Raw genomic sequence first — 24,667 nt, 5'->3', positions numbered from 1 at the left:
GTTGTTCAGATGCCGAGCGCGATGCGTCCGGCGGAAATCTTGGTGCTGTCGTCCTGCGGCGTGTGCACGCGGCCACACAGCACGTCGCGATAATGCCGCTCCAGCGGATTGGCACGGGTCAGTCCGTGATTGCTGGTCAGCGACAGCGCGTCCTCGACGACAGCCACGGCATTATTGGTAACCGTGAGTTTGAGGATATTCGCCTCGACCGACGTCAGTGCGACACCCTCATCGATGTCGCGTGCAAACGTATCGAGCAGCCGCGCATTAACCGCGAGCTTCGCCTCGATGCCGCCCACGATCTCCTGCGCCCGCGGCAGCGTCGCGAGCGGTGCGCCGAGGCTCGACGGCGTGCGGGTCTTGAGAAAGTCGATCAGCCAGTCACGCGCCGCCCGCGCAACGCCGTCATAGACGGCCCCGACGAGCACGGCCTGGATGGTCGCCTGCGACACATCCGGCGCGCCCCACTCGCTGGGACGGCGCAGATCCACCTCGTTGTCGAGCGGAATGAGCACGTCGTCGAACACGACGTCGTGGCTGCCGCTGGCGCGCAGACCGAGATGATCCCAGGTCTCGACGATCTCGGTGCCCGGCAGACCCGCCGGCACCAGAAAGACGCCGACCCGTACGTCGGGCTCGTCCGTCTTGGCCCATACAGTGTACCATTTGAGGATCGGCGCACCGGTCGAATAGATCTTGCGGCCGGTCATGCGCCAGCCTTCGGCCGTGCGCTTCGCTGTGGTTTGAGGCAGACCGCCCCGCGATGGCGATCCCTGATCGGGCTCGACGCGCAATGCGTTGATCAGCGCCAGACCATTCACGGCGTCGCGCGACACGCGCTGCGCCAGATGCGCGGGCCAGTTGCCATTCCGCGTGATGACCAAATGGTGGATATAGTGCATCGCCAATACAAGCGCAGTCGCGGCATCGGCCTTGCCAACCGTGTTCACGACGCGCGCAGCCTCGCGCACCCCGACGCCCGCGCCGCCCAGGACCTTTGGTACCGGCAGCGCCAGAAGGGCCGCCTCGGACAGTTCCTGAAAATTCTCGAATGGAAAACTTGCCGCGCGATCATGGGATGGCGCACGTTCCGCAAAGCCCGGAACGAGCAAATTAACTCTGTCGATAATGCTGGGAACTGCGTCCATATCGTGCTGCTTTCGGCTTCTCTAACCCTAGAGAATGCCGTTCGGCAGGCGTTACAAGCGGTACCCGGAAATAACGACAGCGGGACTGATGGGCCTCAGACCCGCAGGTGAAAATTCTCCCCGATGACCGCAGCCGAGAATTTTATTCGCGCGATTTTGAAGCCCGATTCAGGAATCTGCCGCCTTGCCCCGACTGCCGGCGATATGGCTCGTGAGCTTCTGCGTCACCTCGCGCCGCAACGCGTTGAACTCCGGCGATGCGACATCGCGCGGGCGCGGCAGATCGACCTCGATTTCGCAATCGATGCGGCCAGGCCCTGCCGACATCACGATCACGCGATCTGCCAGCATCACGGCCTCCTCGACCGAATGCGTCACGAAAATCACCGTGAGGCCGGTGGAGCGCCAGATCTCGACGAGTTCCTCCTGCAGCTTGCTGCGGGTCAACGCATCGAGCGCGCCGAACGGCTCGTCCATCAGCAGCACGTCGGTGTCGTTGCTCAGCACGCGCGCGATGGCGACGCGTTGCTTCATGCCGCCGGAGAGTTGGTGCGGGTAGCGATCGGCAAAGGCCGTCAATCCCACCATGGCCATGAACTTGTCGGTGAGTTCGTCCACGACCTTGCTCGCGACACGGCGATGTTTGGGGCCGAAGCCGATATTGTCGCGCACCGTCAGCCACGGAAACAGCGCGTAGTCCTGGAACACCATGCCACGATCCGGGCCAGGCTTGTCGACCGGAAAGCCGTACATGGTCACGGAGCCCTGCGTCGCCGTCTCGAAACCGGCGACGATGCGCAGCAGCGTGGACTTGCCGCAGCCGGACGCGCCGAGCAAGCAAACGAACTCGCCCTTGCGGATGGTGAGATTGACGCCACGAAGCGCTTCGACCGGACCGTTGGAGGCCTGATAGATTTTCCTGACGTCGCTGACCTCGAGGATATCAGGCGTAATTGTGGTTGGTCGATCAAGCATGATGCTGCGGGCTCCAGCGGAGGAAGTAGTTGCTGAGCATCAGCAAGATGCGATCCGACACGAAGCCGGTGATGCCGATGATGATCATGCCGGTGATCACGAGATCGGTGCGCGACAGTGTGCGGCCATCCATGATGACAGCGCCGAGGCCTTCGGGCACGCCAGTCATCTCGCCGACCACGATCAGGATCCACGCAAAGCCCGCACCGAGACGAAGGCCGTTGAAGATGCTCGGCAACGCTGCCGGTAAGACGACGGAGCGGAACTGCTGCGCGCCGCTGCAGCCGAGCATCTCCGCCGCTTCAAACAGCCTGATATCGACGGAGCGCACGCCGAACACCGTATTGAGCAGGATCGGGAAGAATGCGCCGAGGAACACCAGGAAGATCGCAGCGCGCGGACCTAGCCCGAAGAAGATCATCGACAGCGGCAGCCATGCCGTGACCGGGATCGGCCGCAGCAGCGACAGCGTGGGATCGAGCAGCTTGCGCAGCAGCGGCATCCGCCCGATCATCAGGCCGAGCGGAATGCCCACCACCGCCGCACAGAGAAAGCCGCCATAGACCCGCTGCACGCTCTTCCAGAAATGGATCGGCAGGCTGGCGCTGTAGGCGTCGTCATAGATTCCGCCGAAAGCGAAATCCCACATCATCACGGCGACGCCATAGGGCGACGGCACCAGCCGCGTGCCGGTCCAGCGCACCATGACATCCCAGACCACCATCAGGCAGACCGGCACGATCAGCGCGAGCGCGACTGTGCGCGCACGCTGCACGCCCTGCCCGCGCTTCCCGACCGCAGCCACCGGCGGGATTTCCGCTGCCGGCACAAGCTGGACCCTGTTGGACGTATCGTCCAACATGCTTTGCAGGCTCACAACGCGCTCACGTGGCCGCCAGCGCCTTCACGAAGCTCGCATCGATGAAGGTCTTGTAGTCCGGCAACTGCCGGATCTGCTTCTTGGACAGCATCTGGCCGCCGTAATATTCCGCCTGCTTCATGAACTGGTCGTCGATATTCCAGGTCAGCTCCACATTCGGTGCGGCCTTCTCGATCGACGACTTCTGCTGGCCGAGCTTCTGCATGGCGATGGCGATAAAGGCTTCGCGGTCCTTCATGGCATATTCGCTGGCCAGGCGGTGGGTCTTGAGCAGCGCCTTGATGAGCTCGGGATCTTTCTCGATCAGTTCGCGGCGCGTGGCCAGCACCATGTTCAGCGAACCGGTCGGCGTGGTGTAGGGATATTCGACGATCTGGCCGACGCCATTGGCGAGGCTGATGCCCGGGCCGGGCTCGGCGCCCACATAGGCGTCGATGTCGCCGCGGGCTAGCGCCGGCGCCATGTCGCTGAACGACAGACGCACGGACTCGACGTCCTTCACCGTCATGCCTTCGGCGGAGAGGCGATCGAGGATCACGACTTCCTGGGTCGAGCCCGGCAGGATCGCGACCTTCTTGCCCTTCAGGTCCTTGATCGTGTTGATCCCGGAATCTTTCTTGGCGACGACCGCCATGCCCCGATTGCAGGCAGATGCGATGACGACAACCGGCTCGCCATTGGCGCCGCCGAGCGTCGCCGCGGCAAAACCGAAGATGCCGAAATCGACGGTGCCGGTCACGACGGCATTCTTGCCGTCGGTCGGGGTTTCGAACGGGATCACCTCGAACTTGACGCCATCAGGCGCGAATTTCTCGTAGAAATACGGCGTGACGCCGTGGATGAGCTTCAGCGTTCCGATCTTGACCACGCGGTCAGCGGCGAAGGCCTTGATGCTGGTCGTGGACAGCGCCGCGGCAATGGCCGTCAGGCGGATGAAATCACGTCGGTTGGTGCTGTACATGTCATTCCCTTGGGCTGAACCGTGTGTCAGCCCAAAAGGAATGCAATAACCATGCCTCGTATACAGCTATCGGTGGAGCGTGCCCTCGCCCGCAACGGACCATATTCGGGACGAGATCACCACGTCGCGTCCAGCCCGAGCAGTCCCAGGATCTGCCGTCGCAGCTCGGCCAGATGCGGATCGCCGCGATGGCGCGGATAGGGCCGGTCGACCGTGATATCCGCCGTTACCCGCGCGGGACGATCGCTGAACACGATGACGCGGTTGGCGAGAAACAGCGCCTCCTCCACGTCATGGGTTACCAGCAGTGCCGTGAAACCGTTGCGCTGCCACAGCGACACCAGTTCGGCCTGCATGGTGATGCGTGTCAGCGAGTCGAGTTTGCCGAGCGGCTCGTCCAGCACGAGGATGCGCGGATCGTTCACCAGCGCGCGCGCCAGCGCCACGCGCTGCGCCATGCCGCCCGAGAGCTGATGCGGATAGGCCTTTTTGAATGCGCCGAGGCCGACGAGGTCGATCGCGGCATCGACACGGTGGCGCTGCGTCTTCAGGACCCCCTGCGCTTCCAGTCCGAGCGCGACATTGTCCCAGACCGTTCGCCACGGAAACAACGTCGGGTCCTGGAACACGACAACGCGGGATGGATAAGGTCCGGTGATGGCGACGCCGTCTTCTTCCAGCGTGCCCGCTCGCGGCGGCTCGAGGCCCGCGACCAATCGCAGGAGGGTAGACTTGCCGCAGCCGGACGGGCCGAGCAACGCGACGAACTCACCGGGTGCGACGGATATGCTGACGTCGTCGAGCACCGGCAACACGTTGCCATCGATATCGAAGGCATGGCTGACGCCTTTGACATCCAGCGACGCGCCGGTCGCTGCGGGCCGGAACGGTTGTGCCAGCGCTACCATTTGACGACACCCTTCTGCCAGACCAGCAGGCGGTCACGCACCTTGAACAGCAGCGTGATGGCGCCCGAGCACAGCAGCGACATCACGATCAGTGCCGCATACATGTTGTTGTAGGACGCCCAGCCCTGCGCCCATTGCAGATAGAAGCCGAGGCCCGCCTTCACGCCGATCATCTCGGCAACGACGAGGACAGCAAAGGACGCACCGAGCCCCATGAACAGGCCGACGAACACATGCGGCAAGGCTGCCGGGATTGCGACCTTGGTCACCAGGAAAGACGGTCTTGCGCCGAGCGTTCGCGCGACATCGTAATAGGCGGTGCTGACGCTGGCCACGCCCGACCAGGTCAGCACTGTCACCGGAAAGCCGGTGGCCAGCGCGATCAGGAACGTGCTGGCGCTCCAGGCTGACGGGAACGTGAAGAACGCAATCGGCAACCAGGCCGTCGCCGGCAACGGTCCGATAAAGCGCAGGATCGGATGCACCCAGTAACCCGCGAGCCGCGACCAGCCGATGGAGACGCCGGTGAGGAAGCCTACGACCGCGCCGATGAAGTAGCCGCCGAGCTGCAGCTTCACCGAGGCGAAGGCGCTATCGAGCAGCTTCGGCAGGTCGTCGGTATAGACCTCGACGATCGACTGCGGCGGCGGAAAGAACGGCAGCGGCAGCCAGCCGAATTTCGCCGTCGCAAGCTCCCACAGCGTCAGGAACGCTCCCAAGGCAAACAGCCAGGGCGCGCGCCGCTGCACGCCGTCGCCGAATTTGCCGAGCGCTGCCTGCGCCGTGGTCGCAATCGCGATGCCGCCAGCAATCGCGAATGCCGTATAGGCCACTGCTCCGGTGCGTGGCCAGTCGCCGATATCCGGCCATCGCAGGCACGACAGGCCGAAAGCCAGCCAGGCGAGCCCTGCCCCGATCCCCGTGATGCTGAAACGAAGCTTGTTGACGAATTGAAGCCCACCATCGCCAGCAATAAGCGCGGTCTCGCGGTCACCGCCAAGCGATGAGATCTCAGACGCGGAATACGTCGGCATAGATGCGCTCCGCGAATTTGGTGGTGTCGGTTGACGGCTTGAACACGGAAACCGTCTTGAGATCGTCGGCGTAGGATTTCAGCTCACGCTTCAGTGCATCGCCCGCGGGGTGATGATGATGGGTGTGATACTTCACCATACCCAGCAGATCTTCGACGGTGGCATTCTTCGGCGCATAGGGCTGGAACGACTTTGCAGCTTTCTCCGGATTTTGCGATGCGAACATCGCAGCATCGAGCAGTGCCTGCGTCAGACCGCGTGCGACCAGTGGATCGTCACGCAGCAGGCTGCCGCGCACGCCGACGATGCAGCAGCTGATATCCTTGTAGGGGCCATCGAGGTTGGAGCCGACTTCCTTCAGCTCCCCATCCTTGAGCCAAAGATAGGCCAGCGGATCGGATGCCAGTCCGATCTGTGCCTCGCCCTTTTCCACGGCGAGCCGCACGAGGTTGCCGGGATATTGCCGCCACTCGACGTCCTTGTCCGGGTTGAGGCCGGCCTTGGCGAGTTGGATCGAGAAGAAGTTCTTGTCGGGGCCGGCCATATCGCCGACGGCGATGGTCTTGCCCTTGAAATCCGCGACGCTCTTCACTTCAGATTTCGCCGGCGCCAGCGCGCGCAGGCAGCCGCCATGGGTGCCGGCGACGATCTTGACGTCGAAGCCTTGCTCGAGCGGCTTCAGCCAGCGCAGCGCCATACCCAGGCCCGCATCGGATTTCCCCGTGGCGATGGCTTCGAGAAGCTGGTCCGTCGAACCGCTATAGTTCACCAGCTCGACGTCAAGGTTCTGCTTCTGGAAGAAGCCATGATCGATGGCGACCGGCAGCGGCGCAAGGCAGACCGCGCCGGCATTCCAGGAGAGCTTCAATTTACGCGGTGCACCGGTGAGCGCGGGCGCCTCCGATGCGGTCCTGCAGATCGGAAATTCGGAAAAGTCGATGGGTGACGCCTGCCGGAACGGAAACGCCTGCGCGCCCCATACGCCGAGTGGCGCCGCCAATGCGGCTGCAGCGCCGCCGCGCAACAGCGACCGGCGATCCATCAGCGGCTTGCGGTTGTGATCATCGTTCGACATCTGGTCTCCTTGCGATCGGCACAGCGCTGCCCATGGCCGCAACGCATGGTGTTGCGGCTCGCGCTGATGCGATGGTCAATGTGTTGAGTGGAAGCTCAGCCGTGAGAGTCCGACGACTCCCGCCCCTGTGATTTCAATGGTACGAGGATGCGCAGCGCGGCGGCTTCGGTCAATAAAATGGAATTTTGAATGTCGCGCAGGATGGAGAGATTATCTCCAACGAGAGCAGCGCCGGGAGAGAACGCAATTTATCGCTGAGGAAGCGTTCTACTGATGACGCAGTTGAAGCAAAACAGTTCTCTCGCAAACGCGCGCTCCCCTCATGGTGAGGAGGCGCGAAGCGCCGTCTCGAACCATGAGACGCCGGCGCTCCGAGTCTGCGGCCATCCTTCGAGACGCCCGCTAACGGCGGGCTCCTCAGGATGAGGGGTAGAGATATCAATATACGTCGAGCTGAAACCGCCCCTTCTTCTTCAGCTCACTGACGAACATCACCGCTTCATCAGTCGAGCGCGCGCCATGCTGGGCGGCGATATCGACCAGAGCCCGCTCCACATCCTTGGCCATGCGCTTGGCATCGCCGCAGACATAGACATGGGCGCCTTCGGCGAGCCAGGTCCAGACGTCGCGGCCGACCTCGCGCATGCGATCCTGCACGTAGAATTTCTCACCGGCGTCACGCGACCAGGCGAGCGACAGGCGCGTGAGAAAGCCTTCGGTCTTCATGCCGTTGAGTTCGTCGGCATAGAAGAAATCCGAGGCGCTGCGCTGATGGCCGAAAAACAGCCAGTTCTTGCCCGGCGCCTTGGTGGCCTTGCGATCGTGCAGGAACGCCCTGAACGGCGCGATGCCGGTGCCCGGCCCCACCATGATGATCGGGGTCTCCGGATTTTCCGGCAGCGCAAAGCCATGCGCCTTCTGGACATAGACCTTGAGCTCGTCGCCGGGCTGGATGCGATCGGCGAGGAAACTCGACGCAAGACCGTGGCGCTTACGCTTGCCGACCATGTAACGAACGATATCGACGGTGAGAGACAGTTTGCCCGGCGTGGCGTTGTGCGATGACGAGATCGAGTAGAGCCGCGGCTGTAGTGGCTCCAGCGCCTCGATGAAAGCTTCCGGATGCGGACGCACGCCGGAGAATTTCTGCAGCGCAGCCATCACGTCGAGCGTTGCCGCATCGCCATCGGGGTCTTCCCCCTGCGCCAATGCGCGTGCCTTGGCGCGCTGCGCCCCGCCGGTGAGATAGGACATCAGCTCGAACAGGCTGTCCGGTGCCGGGGCCAGCGAGACGTCGTATTGCAGCACCTCGCGCAGCGTCTTGCCGCGCACTTCCGTCATATGCGACGCGCCGAGCAGAGCGATGATCTGGTCGACGTGACCGAGATCGTTCGATGCAAAGATGCCGAAACTGTCGCCGACGACATAATCGAGCCCGCAGCCCGACAGATCGAAATCGATATGCCAGGTCTCCTTTTCGGAGCCTTTGCCGTTGAGCAGGCGGCGACAGAGAAACACGGCGGGTGCGGGATTGTCGCGCGAGCGGCCGAGCGTCGACGGATCCGGCGCCGCGACTTCGACCGGTTCTGCAGCAGTCGTAGCTGCTGCCGTGGGCGCAGCACCAGCCGGCACCTTGTCGAGCTCTTCATAGAGCGACTTCAGCATCCGCGCGGTCTCCTTGCCGCCGGGCACGCAGAGATTCAGCCGCGCTTCGGCCTTGGAGGCGATCGCGTCGGAATAGTCGTTGCAGTTATAGCCGCACTGGCCGCAGTCCTGCTGCGCCATCGCCGCCATCATCTTGCGACGAACCGGCTTGCCTTCGGCGAGCTTCATGCGATCGGCGATCGGCATGGTTTGGTCATGCCACGGCGCACCGTCGTCCTCTTCCATGATCGCGGCGCCCTGCTCTGCAGAGAGCGGCGTCGCCGACGCATCGGACAGCAGGCCGGCGAAGAAGCCGTTCAGCCAGGAGCGTTGCGCTTCCGAGAACGGCGCAGACGCAGGAATGATCTCGAGTTTGGGCGGCGGCGTCATCTGGTTCATGCGGACACCTGTTCATCAGCGAGCTTACGCAACGAAGCCGCGTCGTGACGGCGCGAGAATGTGAGGAAGGTCTCGTCCGGCGACGCGCGGTGGGCGAGATAGGCTTTCAGCAGCCGCTCGACGACAACAGGTGCGTCCTCGGACTTCACGTTCTGATAGACCTCCTGCCCGACATCGGCCTGCGGGCCGAAGCCGCCGCCGGTGAAGATATGGAAGCCGTCCACGGTGTCGTCGCTATCGTCCAGCGCCACGCGCGCGCCGATCATGCCGATGTCGCTGATGTAATGCTGCGCGCAGGAATGATGGCAGCCGGTGAGATGGATGTTGATCGGCGTATCGACCTCGACGCGGGTATCACACCATTCGGCGATGTTTGTTGCCGTGCGTTTGGTATCCGCATTGCCGAACTTGCAACCGGCGCGACCGGTACAGGCGATCAGGCCGGCGCGGATCTCGGTGGTCTTGATGGCAAGGCCAAGGGCTTCGATGGCCGCAGTCGCCAGCGCAACATTCGCGTCTTTCACACCGGGGATGAGCAGGTTCTGCCACACCGTGAGGCGGATATCGCCGTCGCCGAGATCGGCCGCAATCTTCGAAAGCCCCCGCATCTGATCGGTCGTCACCTTGCCCAGCGGCAACACGACGCCGATCCAGTTCAACCCGTCCTGCTTCTGTCTGTGCACTCCGATATGCGCCGTGCGGTCGAATTCCGGCCGCGGCATCAGCGCCTCTGCAGAAATGCGCGTGAATGGCTGGCCGAGCTTCTCTTCAACGAGGGTCAGGAACTTCTCCATGCCCATGCCGTCGATCACATACTTCAACCGCGCTTTAAGCCGGTTGGTGCGGTCGCCGAGATCGATGAAGACGCGCACGATGGCGTCGGAGACCTTGGTGGCGTCCTCCGGTCTCACGATGATGCCAGTATCGGTGGCGAAATCCTTGTGGCCGGTGATGCCGCCGATCCCGAGCTTGAACCAGACGCCGGGCGCGACGCCGAAGCCATCCTTCACTTCGACTGCCTGGAAGGCGATGTCGTTGGTGTCTTCCAGCACGGCGATCTTGCCGGCGCCGTCGAAGGCGACATTGAATTTGCGCGGCAAGCCATAGAGCGTGCGGTCATTGAGGATGTGATAGTGCCACTCGCGCGCATAGGGCCGCGTGTCCAGCAGTTCCTGCGGGTCGATGCCCGCGGTCGGCGTGCCCGTAACGTTGCGGATGTTGTCAGCCCCGGAGCCGCGTGAGCACAGACCGAGATCCTGGATGCCCTCGATCAGCTTCACGGCATGTTTCGGCGGAATCTCGCGCACCTGCAGATTGGCGCGCGTGGTCACATGGGAGAACGGACCGCAGAGCTCGTCACTGAGATCGGCAAGACCCGCAAGCTGCCAGTGCTTCATGATGCCGTTCGGGATCCGAAGCCGGCACATATAGGAGTCCTGCGTTGGCCCGACATAGAAGATACCGTAATAGCGCCAGCGGAAATTGTCGGCCGGCGATGGCCGTGCATCGATCGCGGCCTGATCGCGCAGCCGCGGATAGGCGTCGAACGGATGTTCCTCGCGCTTCCATTTCTCCTGCTCGACCAGCTTCTTGCCCGAGGCGATGGTGCGATCCTGCGCCTTGATATGCGGCGCATCCGGTCCGGTCGGCTCCGCATTGGCCTTGGCTGACGCGCCGCCGCCGAGACCCTTACCGACGCGGCTGATCTGCAGCCCGGTCGAAAAGCCTTCGAGATAGCGCTTCTGTTCGTCAGTAAAGTCGATGGAGAGCGTTTCAATTTTCATGCGGGACGAAGCTCCTGCGGGCCACAGCGTGGCTTCAACGGGGATAAGGATCGCGGACCGCACAGGCTCAGGTCAGCGCGTCGCGCCGGCTTGAAGTCTGGAAGCGATCCGATCAGCCTCGTTGCTGCGGAAATCCATCTGAACTGGCCGGCGGGCATCAGCGAACGCCGGTCGACTAAAGACATTCAAGTCTCGTGCCAGATCGTCATCGGAGGAAAAACGTCAAGAAATCAGGGGATTGAGGTCGAGATCGGGCCGAACCCGGCCGTTCGGTGCCAGCGTTTGTGCACCGCACGCTCAATAATTAGACGGTGGGAACGTCAATGGCAGCTATCGTTGCGAAGGCCCCGCGCGACGAAGCCATCCAGCCTGGGCTCGTGGCCATTCGGATTGCCGCCTCGGTAAGAGGAAAGCTGGCGAACCAGCTTTCCTTGACCTCATCATGAGGTGCAAAAGTGAGCGCGGGCCTAAGCCGTTAGACCACCTCGAACGCCGCCAGATCAGCGGTTCCGTCGTCCAGCACTTGCGTCTGCCGCAGCATGTCCTCGATGCCATCTATCGCGCGACCCACATCGACCGTTGACGTGTCGATCCGCAGCTCGACCGTCTCCGGCGCCTGATAGTCGTTGGCGATACCGGTGAAGCCCGGCAGGTCGCCGGCGCGGGCCTTGGCGTAATGCCCCTTGGGATCGCGCTGCTCGCAGATCTCTGCCGGAGTCGCGACATAGATCTCGCGAAATGCAGTATCGACCGCGCTGCGGGCCTCGGCGCGGTCGCCGCGCGAGGGTGAGACAGCCGCGACGATGGCGATATGACCGTTGCGGGCGAGATGGCCGGCCATCTCTGCCAGCCGCCGGACATTCTCGCTGCGATCGGCGGCGGAGAAGCCGAGGTCGCGATTGAGTCCGGCGCGCAGCGTGTCGCCGTCGAGCAGGATCGGCGAACCGCCTTTGGCGAACAGACGGTGCTCCAGCGCGCGCGCCAGCGTCGACTTGCCCGATCCCGGCAATCCCGTAAACCACACCACCGCGCCTTGATGGCGATAGCGCGCCGAACGTTCCTCAGGCTGCAGTGCCGACTGCACCGGCACGATGTCCGACGACGCCGCGCGTTGGGCAGCATCGATGGACAGGACGAGACCGCCACCGGCGATCCGGCCGCCGACCTCGATCACGAGACGTCCGGTGCGCGGATTGTCGACATAGCGATCGGCGGCGACCGGTTGCGACAGTGCGATCTCGATTTCGCCGACGTGATTGCGGGCGATCTGTTTGGTCTCGACACTGGCCAGTTCGCCGGGATCGATCGCCTTCTCGATCGCGACCACACGGCCGCGCACTTCGCGCACGCCGAGCCGCACCAGGATCGACGATCCCGCTGTCAGCGGCTGATCGTGCAGCCAGAAGATCCGCGCCCGCAGTCGTCGCGTATCCGATGGCACCGCGCCCACATGCGCGATCACGTCGCCGCGCTCGACGAACAGTTCGCGGTCGAGCGTGATACCGACGGATCGCCCTGCCCCGTGCTCGCCTTCCAGCGGGGTCGCCGACCAGCGCTCCACGCTCTTGATCTTTGCCCGCTTGCCGGCGGGCATGATCACCACGTCGTCGCCGACAGCCAGATGACCGGCCTCGATACGCCCGGCTACGATGCGCCGGTCGTCGAACTTGTAGATCGCCTGTACCGGCAGCCGCAGCGGCAACTCATCAAGCGCGAGTGCCGGCTTCAGCGCATCGAGCGCCCCCACGACGGTCGGCCCGCGATACCAGCCGATACGGTCGGTATGGGTGGCGACGCCATCGCCATCCCGCGCCGAAATCGGAATCACCGCGGCGGGCGTGACGCCGAGTTCAATGAGATGCGCCGAAATTTCGTCGCTGATCGCCTGAAAGCGCTCGGCGCTGAAATCGACGCGGTCCATCTTGTTGACGACGACAGCGACCTGCTTCACGCCCAGGAGATGCAGCAGATAGGCATGGCGCCGGGTCTGGTCGCGAACGCCTTCCAGCGCATCGACGATCAGCACGGCACCATCGGCCTGCGATGCACCGGTGATCATGTTACGCAAAAACTCGGCGTGGCCGGGCGCGTCGATCAGAATGACGTCGCGCAATTTGGTGCGGAAGCGGATCTGCGTGGTATCGATGGTGATGCCCTGGTCACGCTCGGTCTGCAGCGCATCGAGCAGGAACGACCATTCGAACGGCATGCCGCGCCGGGCGCTAACCGCTTTCAGCATCTCCAGCTTGCCATCCGGCAAGCCGCCGGTCTCGTGCAGCAGGCGACCGACCAGCGTCGACTTGCCGTGATCCACATGGCCGACGATGACAATGCGCAGTTGCGGGCGCGTGGTGCCGTTGGGCATTCCGAGCGAGGTCGGATTGACGGGTTTGGTCATGGCATCACCTCTACAGATAGCCCGCGACGCGCAGTCGCTCGAAGGCGTCTTCGGTCTCGTGATCGAGTGCGCGGCCGGCGCGCTCGGGAATCGTAGTGCCGTCGAGCTCGACTAGGATTTCGGCAATCGTGCTGGCGGTGGATGCGACGGGATTGGTGATGTCGGCATCACCCAGCGAGCGGTAGCGCTTGCCGTCTTTGGCCAGATACAACGGGATGATCGGGATGTTTTCGCGCGCCGTGTAGGCCCAGATGTCCGCTTCGGTCCAATGCAGGATCGGATGAATGCGCAGATGCGCACCGGGCGGCGGCGATGCGTTGAACTGATCCCAGAATTCCGGCGGCTGGTCGCGCACGTCCCATCCGCCCTCGACGCCGCGCGGCGAGAACACGCGCTCCTTGGCGCGAGTCGCCTCTTCGTCCCGCCGAATGCCGGCGATCAATCCGTCGAAGCCGTGCTTCGCCAACGCAAGCTTGAGACCTTCGGTCTTGCGCGCCGCCGAGCGCGCCGCCGGCGGCAGTGTCGGATCGACACTATCGATCGACGGGCAATATTCGACGGTGAGGTCGAGTCCCCACTCCTTCGAATAGTGATCGCGGAATGCGTACATCTCCGGAAACTTCTTGCCGGTATCAACATGCAGCGCGGGGAACGGTACGTGACCGAAGAACGCCTTGCGCGCCAGCCAGATCATGACATTGGAGTCCTTGCCGAGCGACCACAGCAAGGCCAGCTTCTTCAGCCGGGCGAAGCCCTCGCGCAGGATGTAGATGCTCTGCGCTTCCAGTTGATCGAGGTGGTCCATCGATACCACGTCCGATCGGACGCGTTCGAGATTGGTCGACGTCATACGCCTTCTCCAGGTCCTCAAAACCGCCGTGAGATTCGCCGTTGCTCACGAAGCGGATACGCTCGGAGAAAGTGCATCTCTGGAACTCGATTTATGGGGTCAAAAAATCTAAACTGCGCTTCTCAAATAGAAAGAATATTTTTCTATTAAGAGGCGACAAACAACTGATATATAGAATCTTATTCCAGTCAAGCTGGATATGTTGAGGAGTTCGAGATGCTGTCGCCCGGAGCCGTCGCAAGTGCTGTCCAATACGATCAAGCGCTGCAATCCGCCTCGCCCGCCGAGGTGATTGCTGCGGCACTTGATGTCGTCGGCCGCGATAGACTCGCGCTGGTATCGTCGTTTGGCACGGAGTCTGCGGCGTTGCTGAAGGTGATGGCCGATGTCGATCCCGCCATCCCCGTGCTGTTTCTCGACACCGGCTGGATGTTCGAGGAGACACTCGCCTATCGCGACCAACTGATCCTGACACTGGGCCTGCGCGACGTGCGAACGATCCGCCCCGCAGTAGATGCGCTTGCCGCTCACGACAGCGATGGGGATTTGTGGTCGTCCGATCCCGACACCTGCTGCCGGATCCGGAAGGTCGAGCCGCTGGCGCAGGCACTGACCCCGTTCAGCGCGTGGATCAACGGCCGCAAACGATTTCAGGGCGCATCGCGCGCCGTCATTCCCGTCGTCGAGGACGATGGTTCAAAATTGAAATTCAATCCATTCGCCAATGTCACGCCGGACGAGATCGGGCTGATCTATGCGTCGGCGAAGCTGCCGCCACATCCGCTCATAGCCTCAGGCTTTGCGTCGGTCGGCTGCATGCCCTGCACGTCCCGCACCGCGCCTGGCGAGGACCCCCGCGCCGGCCGCTGGCGCGGCCGCGCCAAAACGGAATGCGGTATCCACACATCGGCGAACTGACGCCGCCGCTACGACTTCATATGCGCGATCTCGAACGCAGCGAGATGGGCAGCGATGTTGCTCGGATCGAATGGCGGTCCAGCGAAGGCGCCAACCGCGTCGGGCACATCAGTCAGAGCGCTCCCGGTGATACCGAGCGCGGCATCGTAGAGGTCGGGGCGGAACACACCCTGTGCGATCTTCAGCGCCTCGGGGCTGATCGCGGCCTGTCCCCAGCGCACCATCTGGGCATAGAGCCAGGCGGCCTGAACGGGATCTGGACGCCCGGCTCCTTCGCGGCCGACCAGCAGATAGCGCCCGCTCTCGCGCATAGTACCATCCGGCGAAATCTTCAGCCGGCCATCGAGCGTCCGCAGCAGGACCTCCGGCGAGACGCCGATATATTGGGGCTTGGCGAGAATTGCCGCAGTCTCGTTGCGGTTCTCCGGCGCCTCGATGAAGGCAGCCGCGCTCACATGCGCCCGGGTGAGTGCCGCCACGGTGTCCGGGTTCTTCTCCGCCCAGTTCTGCCTCATCGCCAGCACCTTTTCGGCAGCGCGCAGCAGGATGTCGGAGACGAAATGCAGGATATGGCCGACGCCGAGATCGACCGCGACAGAATTCCAGGGCGCGCCGACACAGAACGCATCGACGTGACCGTTGGCGAGGCTGTCGACCATGTAAGGCGGCGGCAGCACCACGAGGCGGACGTCCTCATCGGGATCGACACCGCCGGCGGCCATCCAGAAACGGAGCTGGTAATTGTGCGTCGAGAACGGAAACGTCATGCCGAAGGTCAGGGGATCGGCGCCGGCACGGGCACGGGCGACGACCACGCGGCGCAGCGCCTGCGCGGTGGCCATGGGATCGGTCGGGTCACCGTCGAGTTCCGACATCAGCGCTGCATGCAGCGCCGGCGAGACGGTAATGGCATTGCCGTTGATGCCGAGATTGAACGACGCCACGATCGGCACTTTCACATGCCCGAGCCCGAGGCTGGACGCGATGGCAACGGGCGCCAGCAGATGCGCCGCTTCGAACAAGCCGATATTCAGCTTGTCGCGGACATTCGACCACGACACTTCCCGGACCAATTCGACGTTCAGCCCCTCGGCCTTCGTGAACCCCTTGTCGACCGCGACAATCAGGGCGGCAGCGTCGGCCAGCGGAATGAAACCGATGCGAAGCGGGTGGTCGATCATTTCAGCAACTCCGCTGCGGTGATGATCGACTGCGCGATCTCGCCGATTTTCTTCTTTTCACGCATCGCCGTGGATCGCAGCAATACGTAGGCCTCTTCTTCATTGAGGCCCTTGAGCTTCATCACGATGCCCTTGGCGCGGTCGATGATCTTGCGCTCCTCCAGCGCCGACTTGGTGCGCTCGAGCTCGTCTTGCAGTTTGGAGAAGGCGTTGAAACGGGAGATGCAGAGATCGAGGATCGGCTTGATCCGCTCTTTCTTCAGCCCGTCCACGATGTAAGAGGATACCCCCGCCTCGACCGACGCCCGCGCCGACTCGGCGTCGCTCTGGTCGACGAACATGGCGACTGGCCGGCGCACGGCGCGGGACACCTGGAACATTTGTTCCAGCACGTCGCGGCTGGGATTTTCGAGATCGATGACGATAACGTCCGGATCCAACGCATAAATCCGGGCCAGCAGGTTATGCATCTCCCGGATATGCTGTACGTCCACGTAGCCAGCCTCCCGCAGCCCTTCCTCAAGGATCGCGGCCCGGATCGGGCTTTCGTCGACGATAACGATTTTGGGCGACTGGTCGGCAGGCATCGGGCACTCACATGGATGCAGCATACCCATAGCACGCCCGCGCACGGCTTAAAGCCTTGTAATTATGGGCAAATGGGACTACCTGCTGCCTCTCAATCAGGCAGATCGAACATGCAACAGGCCGCCGCGCCGAAAATCTCCTTTGTGTCACTGGGATGCCCCAAGGCCCTGGTGGATTCCGAGCGCATCATCACGCGCCTGCGGGCCGAAGGTTACGAACTCGCCCGCAAGCACGACGGCGCCGACATCGTCATCGTCAATACCTGTGGTTTCCTCGACAGCGCCAAGGCGGAGTCGCTGGGCGCCATCGGCGAAGCCATGGCGCAGAACGGCAAGGTCATTGTCACCGGCTGCATGGGCGCCGAGCCCGAGCAGATCGAAGCCGCCTATCCCAACCTGCTGTCGATCACCGGGCCGCAGCAATACGAAAGCGTGCTCGACGCCGTGCATCGTGCGCTGCCGCCGGTGCACAATCCGCACATCGATCTGGTACCCCCGCAGGGCATCAAGCTGACGCCGCGGCACTACGCCTATCTGAAAATTTCCGAAGGCTGCAACAACCGCTGCACCTTCTGCATCATTCCGAAGCTGCGCGGCGATCTCGTCTCACGTCCGGTCAACGAAGTCCTGCTCGAAGCCGAGAAGCTGGTGAAGGCGGGCGTCAAGGAATTGCTGGTCGTGTCGCAGGACACCTCGGCCTACGGCGTCGATATCAAATATGCGACGAGCCCGTGGAAGGACCGTGAGGTCCGCGCCAAGTTCTATGATCTCGCCAAGGAGCTGGGCGAGCTCGGCGCCTGGGTGCGGCTGCAATACGTTTACCCGTATCCGCATGTCGACGAAGTCATCGGCTTGATGAATGCCAACAAGAATGTGCTGCCCTATCTCGACATCCCGTTCCAGCATGCCGCTCCGGACGTGCTCAAGGCGATGAAGCGCCCGGCGGCGCAGGACAAGACGCTCGCCCGCATCAAGAAGTGGCGCGAGGAATGCCCCGATCTCACACTGCGCTCGACCTTCATCGTCGGCTTCCCCGGCGAGACCGAAAGCGATTTCCAGTATCTGCTCGACTGGCTCGAGGAAGCGCAGATCGATCGCGTCGGCGCGTTCAAATACGAGTCCGTAGCGGGTGCGACCTCCAACGCCATCGCCAATGCGGTGCCGGAAGAGATCAAGCAGCAGCGCTGGAATGCGCTGATGGAGCGTCAGCAGAAGATTTCCGCGCGCCGTCTGAAGCGCAAGGTCGGAACGCGCCAGCAGATCATCATCGACGAGGTCGGCCCGACCGTGTCGAAGGGCCGCTCGAAGGCGGACGCTCCCGATATCGACGGTTCGGTCTACATCACGGCACGCCGGCCGCTGAAGGTCGGCGAGATCGTCACGGCCAAGATCGAACGCGCGGATGCGTATGATCTGCACGGGACGGTGGCAGGGTTTAGCTAGAACGTCGGCGTCTGTGGAATCCCTCCCCCTTGTGGGGTCTGGCGGACGAATTCGTCCGCCATGGGTCGGCCGATAGGCCGGGGTGGGGGTGCCCCACGTGACGTCACACTATGCGGCACCACCCCACCTGTCACGATGCTCGCTGAACGCTCGCTTCGTGCCACCCTCCCCGCTGCGCGGCTTCGCCGCTTGAGGGAGGGAGAAGAAAGCAACCTCACACCTTCAAAATCACCGCGCCTGTGGTCTTGCGTGCTTCCAGGTCCACATGCGCCTTGGCCGCATCCTTCAGCGCATAGGCGTGATTGATCGGCACATGCAGCTTGCCGTCGATCACAGCCGAGAACAGCGTGTCGGCGCCCTCCAGCAATTCAGATCGCTTGGCGACATAGTCGTTCAGCTTCGGGCGCGTCGCGAACAGCGAGCCGTGATTGTTGAGTTCGGCGATTGCGAATGGCGGCACCGGGCCTGAAGCATTGCCGAACGACACCCACATGCCACGCGGCTTCAGGCATGACAGCGACCCCGGATAGGTGGTCTTGCCAACGCCGTCATAGACGACATCGCAGAGTTCGTTACGGCTGATCTGCTTCACGCGATCGACGAAGTTCTCTTCGTTATAATAGATGACGTGATCGCAGCCATTGGCCAGCGCCAACTCGCCCTTCTCTTTCGAACCGACGGTGCCGATCACATGCGCACCCATGGCCTTGGCCCACTGGCAGGCGAGCAGACCAATGCCGCCCGCTGCGGCATGGATCAGCACGCGGTGATGCGGCTCGACCTTGAAAGTCTTGTGCAGCAGATACCAGACCGTGAGGCCCTTCAGCATCAGCACGGCGCCCTGCTCGTGGGTAATGCGATCGGGCAGCTTCACCAGCCGGTCAGCGGCAAACACGCGCTCGGTGGCATAGCTGCCGAGTGCCGAATAATAGGCGACGCGGTCGCCGGGATGAAAGCCGGTGACGCCCGGACCGACCTCGATCACTTCGCCGGAGGCTTCATTGCCGGCGATGAACGGCAGCTGCGGCGCCTTGTAGAGGCCGCTGCGGAAGTATGTATCGATAAAATTGACACCGATGGCATGCTGGCGGATGCGCACCTCGCCCGCAGCCGGTGCCGGGACCTGCACGTCTTCATAAGTGAGGACTTCGGGTCCACCGATCTCATGGACGCGGACGGCTTTGGTCATCGTTCAATCTCCCTGAGTGACTTTGGTCTCAAGCGATAACCGACAGCCGCGTGATGTCAACCTGTGCCCGGCTGGGCCCGCTTGCGGCGATTGCGCTTCGCCAGCACATTGAACAACTCGACCGCCGCCGAGAACAGGATGGCGAAATAGATGTAACCGCGGGGAATATGGAATTTGAATCCATCTGCCATCAGCGAGACGCCGATCAACACCAGGAAGGCCAGCGCCAGCATCTTGGTGGTCGGGTATTGCGCTACGAAGCGCGCCACGGGTCCGGACGATACATACATCACCGCGCAGGCAATGATGACGGCGGCCACCATGATCTCGATGTCCTGTGCCATGCCGATCGCAGTGATGATGGAGTCGAGCGAGAACACGAGATCAACGACGATAACCTGCAGGATCACCCACGCAAAGGCGTTCGGTGCCGGCTTCTCGTTGCCGGGTCCCTCGCGCGCCTCGACCTCGGCATGAATCTCGTGCGTTGCCTTGGCGATCAGGAACAGACCGCCACCGATCAGGATCAGATCGCGCCAGGAGAATGCGAGGCCTCTCACCGTGATGACGGGTTCGGTCAGGCCGATCAGCCAGACGAGGACACTCAGCAGGATGATGCGGAACACCAGCGCCAGCGCGAGACCGATCTGGCGTGCGCGGGTGGCCTGCGGCTCCGGCAGCCGCGACACCAGCACCGACAGGAAAATCACATTGTCGATACCAAGTACGATTTCAAGCGCGGTCAGCGTCAAGAGCGCGGCCCAGGCTTCGGGGCTGGAAAACAGTTCGATCATGATTTGGAGGGCCTCATGAGGCGGATGACGGCGTCACCGCAGACAATGTAAAAAGCGATCGCGCAGAGCGCGACCGTAATAGGCAAAGCAACAGCGAAGTTCTGTATCAGCGTGATGACGGCCAGCACAGCCCAGATCGCCATCAGTGACAGGTTCAACCGGCGCAGACGCGTCACGCGAACGGGATGCAGCACATGCACCGGCACAAAGGTCAGGACGATCAGCGCCAGCATCGCAAGGCTCGCCATGACGGGCGATGGTTGCAGCAGGAACAGATAGAACGCCGCCCCGTTCCACAGCGCCGGAAAACCGCGAAAGTGGTTGTCGTCGGTCTTCATGCGTTTGTCGGCAAAATATAGTGCGCTGGTGATGACGATCCCGGCACCGAGCAGCACCGCTGTCCACGGCACCAACAGACCGGAGGCAGCGATCGCATAGGCCGGCACGAACACGTAAGTGAGGAAGTCGACCACGAAATCGAGCGCATCGCCCGACCAATCCGGCAACACGCGGCCGACGTCGAAGTGTCGGGCGATCGGGCCATCGAGCCCGTCAATGATCAGCGCCAAACCGAGCCAGCCGAACATCACAGCCCATTCGCCGCGCACGGCGCTCATCATGGCAATGAGTGCCACGCCGGCACCGAGCGCAGTGAAGATGTGAACCGAGAACGCCGCCGCGCGCGCGGATCGTGACGACGACGGGAATTGGTCCGGACTCGAAGCGGTCATATGCCGGGAATTGCTAGCAGGAATCCGGCCGATTTGCACAGGCGCCGATGCGGCACTCGGCCGCCCGATCATGCGGGAACGATTCCGCGGCGCGTAACGGCTTGAAAATACCGGGCCAAAGGCCGATGGTCCGGCCATGACCGAGACCCCTGTTTCCACCTCCATCTATGATGTCGCCGTTGTCGGCGGCGGTCCTGCCGGCCTTGCTGCAGCCCTCGCGCTGGCCGAGACCGGCGCCCGTACCGCCCTCGTCGCCCGCCGCGTCCCCTATGGCGACAACCGCACCACCGCGCTGCTGGGCGGCTCCGTCGCGTTTCTGGAAAGCCTCGATGTCTGGCGCCGCTGCGCCGACAAGGCGGCTGCGCTGACGACCATGCGGCTGGTGGACGACACGAGCCGGCTGATCCGTGCGCCCGAAGTCAAATTCGTCTGCAGCGAGATCGGCCTCGAGACCTTCGGCTACAATATCGAGAACCGCGAATTGATGATCGCGCTCGAAGCGCGCGCTGCGGAATTGACCAATCTCATTCGCATCGATGATGAAGCCGATACGGTCTCGCCGGACGAGATGCAGGTTCAGGTCCGCACGCGGCAAGGCCAGGTCCTGGTGGCACGGCTGATCGTCGGCGCCGATGGCCGCCAGTCCCTGTGCCGCGAGGCAGCGGGCATTTCAGTCAAGCGACGCGCGCTTGACCAGACCGCGCTGACCTTCAACATCGCGCATAGCCGGCCGCACAAGAACATGTCGACGGAGTTTCACACCCCCGCCGGTCCCTGCGTGTTCGTGCCCCTGCCCGGCAATCGCTCCAGCGTCGTCTGGGTCAACAAGCCCCGGGATGCCGAGCGCCTGATGGCATTGAGCGACGAGGCATTGTCGGACGCCGCCGAGAAGCAATCGCATTCGATCCTCGGCCGGGTTCAGGTCGAGCCGGGTCGACACACGTTCCCGCTGGCAATCGAGCAGCCCACACAGCTGGCGAAGAACCGCATCGTGCTGGTCGGCGAAGCCGCCCATGTGGTGCCGCCGATCGGTGCGCAGGGTCTGAATCTTGGCCTGCGCGACGCCGGCGATATCGCTGACGTCGTTCGCGATGCCGGCATGAATGGCGCGGATATCGGGGCAGCGCCGGTGCTGGGGCGTTTCGAGCAGACGCGCCGCAGCGACATCTCCTCGCGCACCTTCGCCATCGACATGGCGAACCGTTCGCTGCTCAGCGATCTTCTGCCGATGCAGGTGATCCGCGCGGCCGGCATGCATGCGATGGGGTCTATAGGCCCGTTGCGCCGCCTTGCGATGCGCGAGGGCCTGTCGCCGTCGTGGCGCAAGAGTGCTTCCTAGAGATCTCGCGCGTCCTAAGGAAACGCAATCTCGCCGGTCTTCAGGAAATACATCACCGAGGTCAGTGTCAGCACGGACACGAAGGTGCCGAGCAGCACCGCGACCGAGGCTGGTTCGATCCAGCTGTCGTATTGCCGCGCGATCACGAACACGTTCAGCGCCGGCGGCAATGACGCGAGCAGCACGGCCGTCGCGGCCCATACCGGCGGAAACGGCCCGAGCAATAGCATCAGGCCGAACACGATTAGCGGATGGATGAGCAGCTTGATGAAGATCAGGCCAGGCACCTCCCACGGCACGCGCCCCAGCGGCCGCAAGGCAACCGTCACGCCGAGCGCGAACAACGCAACGGGTGCAGCAGAATTCTGCAGGAACAGCAGCATGCCGTCGACCGCGACCGGCATCTGGATGTGAAACGCCGCAACGAAGGCGCCGAGATAGGCTGCCACGATCAAGGGATGCAGCACGATATGCTTGATGACGATACCGATGGTCGGCAGCAGCGGGCGCTTGTCGCCTGAGGTCAGCGCCATCATCAGCGGCGCGATCGAGAACAGGAAGATGCTGTCGAAACAGAACACCAGTGCGGTTGGCACGGCCGCTTTCGGCCCGAGCACCGCCAGCGCGAGCCCCGGTCCCATATAGCCGATATTGCCGTAGCCGCCGGCGAGCCCCGCCATTCCGGCCTCGCGCATGGTCAGCCGGCCGAGGAATTTACCGGTGCCGACCGACAGGAAGAACGCCGTCGCGGTCGCCGACGTGGTTCCGATCACGAAGGGCAGATTGTTGAGTTCCTCGAACGGCGTCTTGGCCATGATGCGGAAGAACAATGCCGGCAGCGATACATACAGAAGGAAAAAATTCATCCAGGCGAGGCCTGTCTCGGGCAGGTTCTTCACCTTGCCGCAGGCGAAGCCGATGAAGATCAGCCCGAAATACGGCAGTGCAAGATTGAGGACGTCCATCATGTCAGGCGTGTTTTTCTTGGTTCTTGGCCCGGCGGGCGGGATAGCGGGGAGCGGCCTGCGGCTGTCTTAATTCCGTCGTTTGCCTCTAGCATCGGCCACAATCCTGGTCTATTCGACCAGAATGATTAAAGCGCGGACCGCCAAATTCCAGATTGGACAGATCGTCCGCCACCGGATCTTTTCGTTCCGGGGGGTGGTGTTCGACATCGATCCGGAATTCAACAACACCGAAGAATGGTGGCTGTCGATCCCCGAAGACGTCCGTCCGAGCAAGGACCAGCCATTTTACCATCTGCTGGCCGAGAATTCTGAGTCGGAATACGTCGCTTATGTCTCCGAGCAGAACCTGCTCCCCGATGAATCCGGCGAGCCGATCCGGCACTCCCAGGTCGCCGAGATCTTCATCAAGGACAAGTCCGGCAGCTACCGGCCACGCAATCCGTCGCTGAATTAGCCCGCTTAACGTTTCACGCCTCTCCCTCGTCCGTTATTGCGAGGAGCACTTGCGACGAAGCAATCCAGCTTTTGGCTTGCTGGATTGCTTCGCTGCGCTCGCAATGACGTGGATGGGTCAACACCTCAACCCAACAAAAAAGGCGCTCATTTCTGAGCGCCTTTTCGTTTGTCTGTTGAACCAGCTTACTTCGCGGCCGGATTGGCCGGGGCCGCCGGTGCTGCACCAGCTGCCGGCTGCTGGGCTTCGAGCTTGGCGCGGGCTTCCGCAGCGCGCTTCTGCAGCTCTTCCTGCAGCTTCTTCTGGGTTTCTTCGAACACCTTCGGATCGGTCGGCGGGCCGTCATAGGCCTTGGCGAATTCGGCCAGCGGCAGCGGCAGCGTCAGCGGTGCGCCGTTGGAGTTGATCGCCTGGACGATCAGGTTCTGGCCCTTCTTCAGATTAGCCAGCAGCTCCGGGGTGACTTCGTAATCGGACATACAGCCGTTGGCGAAGCAGATCACATAGGGGCTCTGTGCCGGGGCATTGCTGTCCACGATCACGCGGGTGCCGTGCACGAGCTGCATGCCAAGCGGCAGCGTCACGCGCAGGATCTTCTTCGGTTCGCCTTCCGGCTCGATGATGACGGCGGCGATGACGGGCTGGCCCGACTCGATGCGGCCGTCCTTGCCGGTGAAGCAGACCTGCTTGGCATTGGCGTCCTGGCCCTTGAGGCAGAACTTGGTCCAGGGCGCGTAGATCAGCTGAACCTGCTGATCCGCCGGCGGCGCGCCTGCGGCCGGCGCCTGGGCGGCGGGAGCGGCCGGGGCAGCAGCCTTCGGAGCGGCCTTCGGGGCAGCCTTGGGCGCAGCAGCCTTCGGCGCCGCGGCTGGCGGCGCAGCAGGCGCAGGAGCCTGCGCATGCGCAACCGGAGCGATCAACGTGGCGGTCAAGGCCGTCGCCGCCAGAAGCGCGAAGCCCCGCCCGCGCGGCAGAACCGACGCAGCCAAGAGACGGAAATTCATTTC

22 protein-coding genes are annotated in these 24,667 nt (G+C 63.0%); 4 read left to right on the top strand and 18 right to left on the bottom strand.

Annotated elements, in window-relative coordinates:
• Positions 1-5: 5 nt before the first annotated feature.
• From AB8A50_RS05660 to cysD, 11 genes are all read right to left on the bottom strand, one after another.
• Positions 6-1,148 (bottom strand): acyl-CoA dehydrogenase family protein, encoded by a 1,143-nt coding sequence (locus tag AB8A50_RS05660; protein ID WP_439077116.1) that lies wholly within the window; start codon positions 1,146-1,148, stop codon positions 6-8.
• A gap of 168 nt (positions 1,149-1,316) precedes the next feature.
• The gene (locus AB8A50_RS05655) at positions 1,317-2,123 is read right to left on the bottom strand and encodes an ABC transporter ATP-binding protein (RefSeq protein ID WP_439077115.1); all 807 of its coding nucleotides are present in this window, start codon (positions 2,121-2,123) and stop codon (positions 1,317-1,319) included.
• Positions 2,116-2,985 (bottom strand): ABC transporter permease, encoded by an 870-nt coding sequence (locus AB8A50_RS05650; RefSeq protein WP_439077114.1) that lies wholly within the window; start codon positions 2,983-2,985, stop codon positions 2,116-2,118. Before AB8A50_RS05650 ends, AB8A50_RS05655 begins: the two co-directional genes overlap by 8 nt.
• 22 nt (positions 2,986-3,007) lie before the next feature.
• The gene (locus AB8A50_RS05645) at positions 3,008-3,964 is read right to left on the bottom strand and encodes an ABC transporter substrate-binding protein (protein ID WP_439077113.1); all 957 of its coding nucleotides are present in this window, start codon (positions 3,962-3,964) and stop codon (positions 3,008-3,010) included.
• A 116-nt stretch (positions 3,965-4,080) separates the two neighbouring features.
• Positions 4,081-4,872, bottom strand: a complete 792-nt coding sequence (locus AB8A50_RS05640; protein WP_439077112.1) for an ABC transporter ATP-binding protein — start codon at positions 4,870-4,872, stop codon at positions 4,081-4,083.
• Entirely contained in the window at positions 4,866-5,906 is a 1,041-nt protein-coding gene (locus AB8A50_RS05635) for an ABC transporter permease (protein ID WP_439077111.1), read from the bottom strand. The genes AB8A50_RS05640 and AB8A50_RS05635 overlap by 7 nt, the downstream gene beginning before the upstream one ends.
• Positions 5,884-6,981, bottom strand: a complete 1,098-nt coding sequence (locus AB8A50_RS05630; RefSeq protein WP_439077110.1) for an ABC transporter substrate-binding protein — start codon at positions 6,979-6,981, stop codon at positions 5,884-5,886. The genes AB8A50_RS05635 and AB8A50_RS05630 overlap by 23 nt, the downstream gene beginning before the upstream one ends.
• Before the next feature lie 438 nt (positions 6,982-7,419).
• The gene (locus tag AB8A50_RS05625; protein ID WP_439077109.1) at positions 7,420-9,024 is read right to left on the bottom strand and encodes a sulfite reductase subunit alpha; all 1,605 of its coding nucleotides are present in this window, start codon (positions 9,022-9,024) and stop codon (positions 7,420-7,422) included.
• Positions 9,021-10,808 (bottom strand): NirA family protein, encoded by a 1,788-nt coding sequence (locus AB8A50_RS05620; RefSeq protein WP_439077108.1) that lies wholly within the window; start codon positions 10,806-10,808, stop codon positions 9,021-9,023. The genes AB8A50_RS05625 and AB8A50_RS05620 overlap by 4 nt, the downstream gene beginning before the upstream one ends.
• Before the next feature lie 475 nt (positions 10,809-11,283).
• Positions 11,284-13,206 (bottom strand): adenylyl-sulfate kinase, encoded by a 1,923-nt coding sequence (gene cysC / locus AB8A50_RS05615; RefSeq protein ID WP_439077107.1) that lies wholly within the window; start codon positions 13,204-13,206, stop codon positions 11,284-11,286.
• Positions 13,207-13,216: 10 nt separating this feature from the next.
• The gene (cysD, locus tag AB8A50_RS05610; protein WP_068731681.1) at positions 13,217-14,056 is read right to left on the bottom strand and encodes a sulfate adenylyltransferase subunit CysD; all 840 of its coding nucleotides are present in this window, start codon (positions 14,054-14,056) and stop codon (positions 13,217-13,219) included.
• 216 nt (positions 14,057-14,272) lie between these two features.
• On the opposite strand from cysD, the gene AB8A50_RS05605 reads away from it, so the two are divergent.
• Positions 14,273-14,974 (top strand): phosphoadenylyl-sulfate reductase, encoded by a 702-nt coding sequence (locus AB8A50_RS05605; RefSeq protein ID WP_439077106.1) that lies wholly within the window; start codon positions 14,273-14,275, stop codon positions 14,972-14,974.
• Between the two features lie 8 nt (positions 14,975-14,982).
• On the opposite strand, the gene AB8A50_RS05600 is transcribed toward AB8A50_RS05605, so the two are convergent.
• Positions 14,983-16,152, bottom strand: a complete 1,170-nt coding sequence (locus AB8A50_RS05600) for a CmpA/NrtA family ABC transporter substrate-binding protein (RefSeq protein ID WP_439073019.1) — start codon at positions 16,150-16,152, stop codon at positions 14,983-14,985.
• On the bottom strand, positions 16,152-16,742 hold the full coding sequence (locus AB8A50_RS05595; protein ID WP_089264382.1) for an ANTAR domain-containing response regulator: 591 nt from the start codon (positions 16,740-16,742) through the stop codon (positions 16,152-16,154). The genes AB8A50_RS05600 and AB8A50_RS05595 overlap by 1 nt, the downstream gene beginning before the upstream one ends.
• 111 nt (positions 16,743-16,853) lie before the next feature.
• On the opposite strand from AB8A50_RS05595, the gene rimO reads away from it, so the two are divergent.
• Positions 16,854-18,185, top strand: a complete 1,332-nt coding sequence (rimO, locus tag AB8A50_RS05590) for a 30S ribosomal protein S12 methylthiotransferase RimO (RefSeq protein WP_439077105.1) — start codon at positions 16,854-16,856, stop codon at positions 18,183-18,185.
• 214 nt (positions 18,186-18,399) lie between these two features.
• Here the strand turns inward: rimO and AB8A50_RS05585 are convergent, their stop codons facing one another.
• The 3 genes from AB8A50_RS05585 to pcsA are packed head-to-tail and all read right to left on the bottom strand — an operon-like array spanning position 18,400 to position 20,899.
• A complete protein-coding gene (locus AB8A50_RS05585) occupies positions 18,400-19,374 on the bottom strand; it encodes a quinone oxidoreductase family protein (protein WP_068731670.1) in 975 nt (324 codons plus the stop codon).
• Between the two features lie 56 nt (positions 19,375-19,430).
• Complete coding sequence (locus AB8A50_RS05580; protein WP_089264384.1) at positions 19,431-20,168, bottom strand: TerC family protein; 738 nt, start codon at positions 20,166-20,168, stop codon at positions 19,431-19,433.
• Positions 20,165-20,899 carry a phosphatidylcholine synthase gene (gene pcsA, locus AB8A50_RS05575; protein WP_439077104.1) on the bottom strand — a complete coding sequence of 245 codons (735 nt, stop codon included), beginning with the start codon at positions 20,897-20,899 and terminating at the stop codon, positions 20,165-20,167. Before pcsA ends, AB8A50_RS05580 begins: the two co-directional genes overlap by 4 nt.
• Positions 20,900-21,035: 136 nt before the next feature.
• On the opposite strand from pcsA, the gene AB8A50_RS05570 reads away from it, so the two are divergent.
• A complete protein-coding gene (locus AB8A50_RS05570) occupies positions 21,036-22,238 on the top strand; it encodes a UbiH/UbiF family hydroxylase (RefSeq protein ID WP_439077103.1) in 1,203 nt (400 codons plus the stop codon).
• A 14-nt stretch (positions 22,239-22,252) separates the two neighbouring features.
• Here the strand turns inward: AB8A50_RS05570 and AB8A50_RS05565 are convergent, their stop codons facing one another.
• Positions 22,253-23,206 (bottom strand): AEC family transporter, encoded by a 954-nt coding sequence (locus tag AB8A50_RS05565; protein ID WP_439077102.1) that lies wholly within the window; start codon positions 23,204-23,206, stop codon positions 22,253-22,255.
• Between the two features lie 121 nt (positions 23,207-23,327).
• On the opposite strand from AB8A50_RS05565, the gene hspQ reads away from it, so the two are divergent.
• A complete protein-coding gene (hspQ, locus tag AB8A50_RS05560) occupies positions 23,328-23,660 on the top strand; it encodes a heat shock protein HspQ (protein ID WP_092142755.1) in 333 nt (110 codons plus the stop codon).
• A gap of 185 nt (positions 23,661-23,845) precedes the next feature.
• Here hspQ and AB8A50_RS05555 read toward each other — a convergent pair whose 3' ends face one another.
• A complete protein-coding gene (locus AB8A50_RS05555) occupies positions 23,846-24,664 on the bottom strand; it encodes an invasion associated locus B family protein (RefSeq protein WP_068731658.1) in 819 nt (272 codons plus the stop codon).
• Between the last annotated feature and the right edge of the window lie 3 nt (positions 24,665-24,667).

The organism is Tardiphaga sp. 841_E9_N1_2, assembly GCF_051811065.1.
GTDB lineage: Bacteria > Pseudomonadota > Alphaproteobacteria > Rhizobiales > Xanthobacteraceae > Tardiphaga > Tardiphaga robiniae.
Note: the sequence above shows the minus strand (reverse complement) of the source record. Positions and strands in the feature narration are given on the sequence as shown.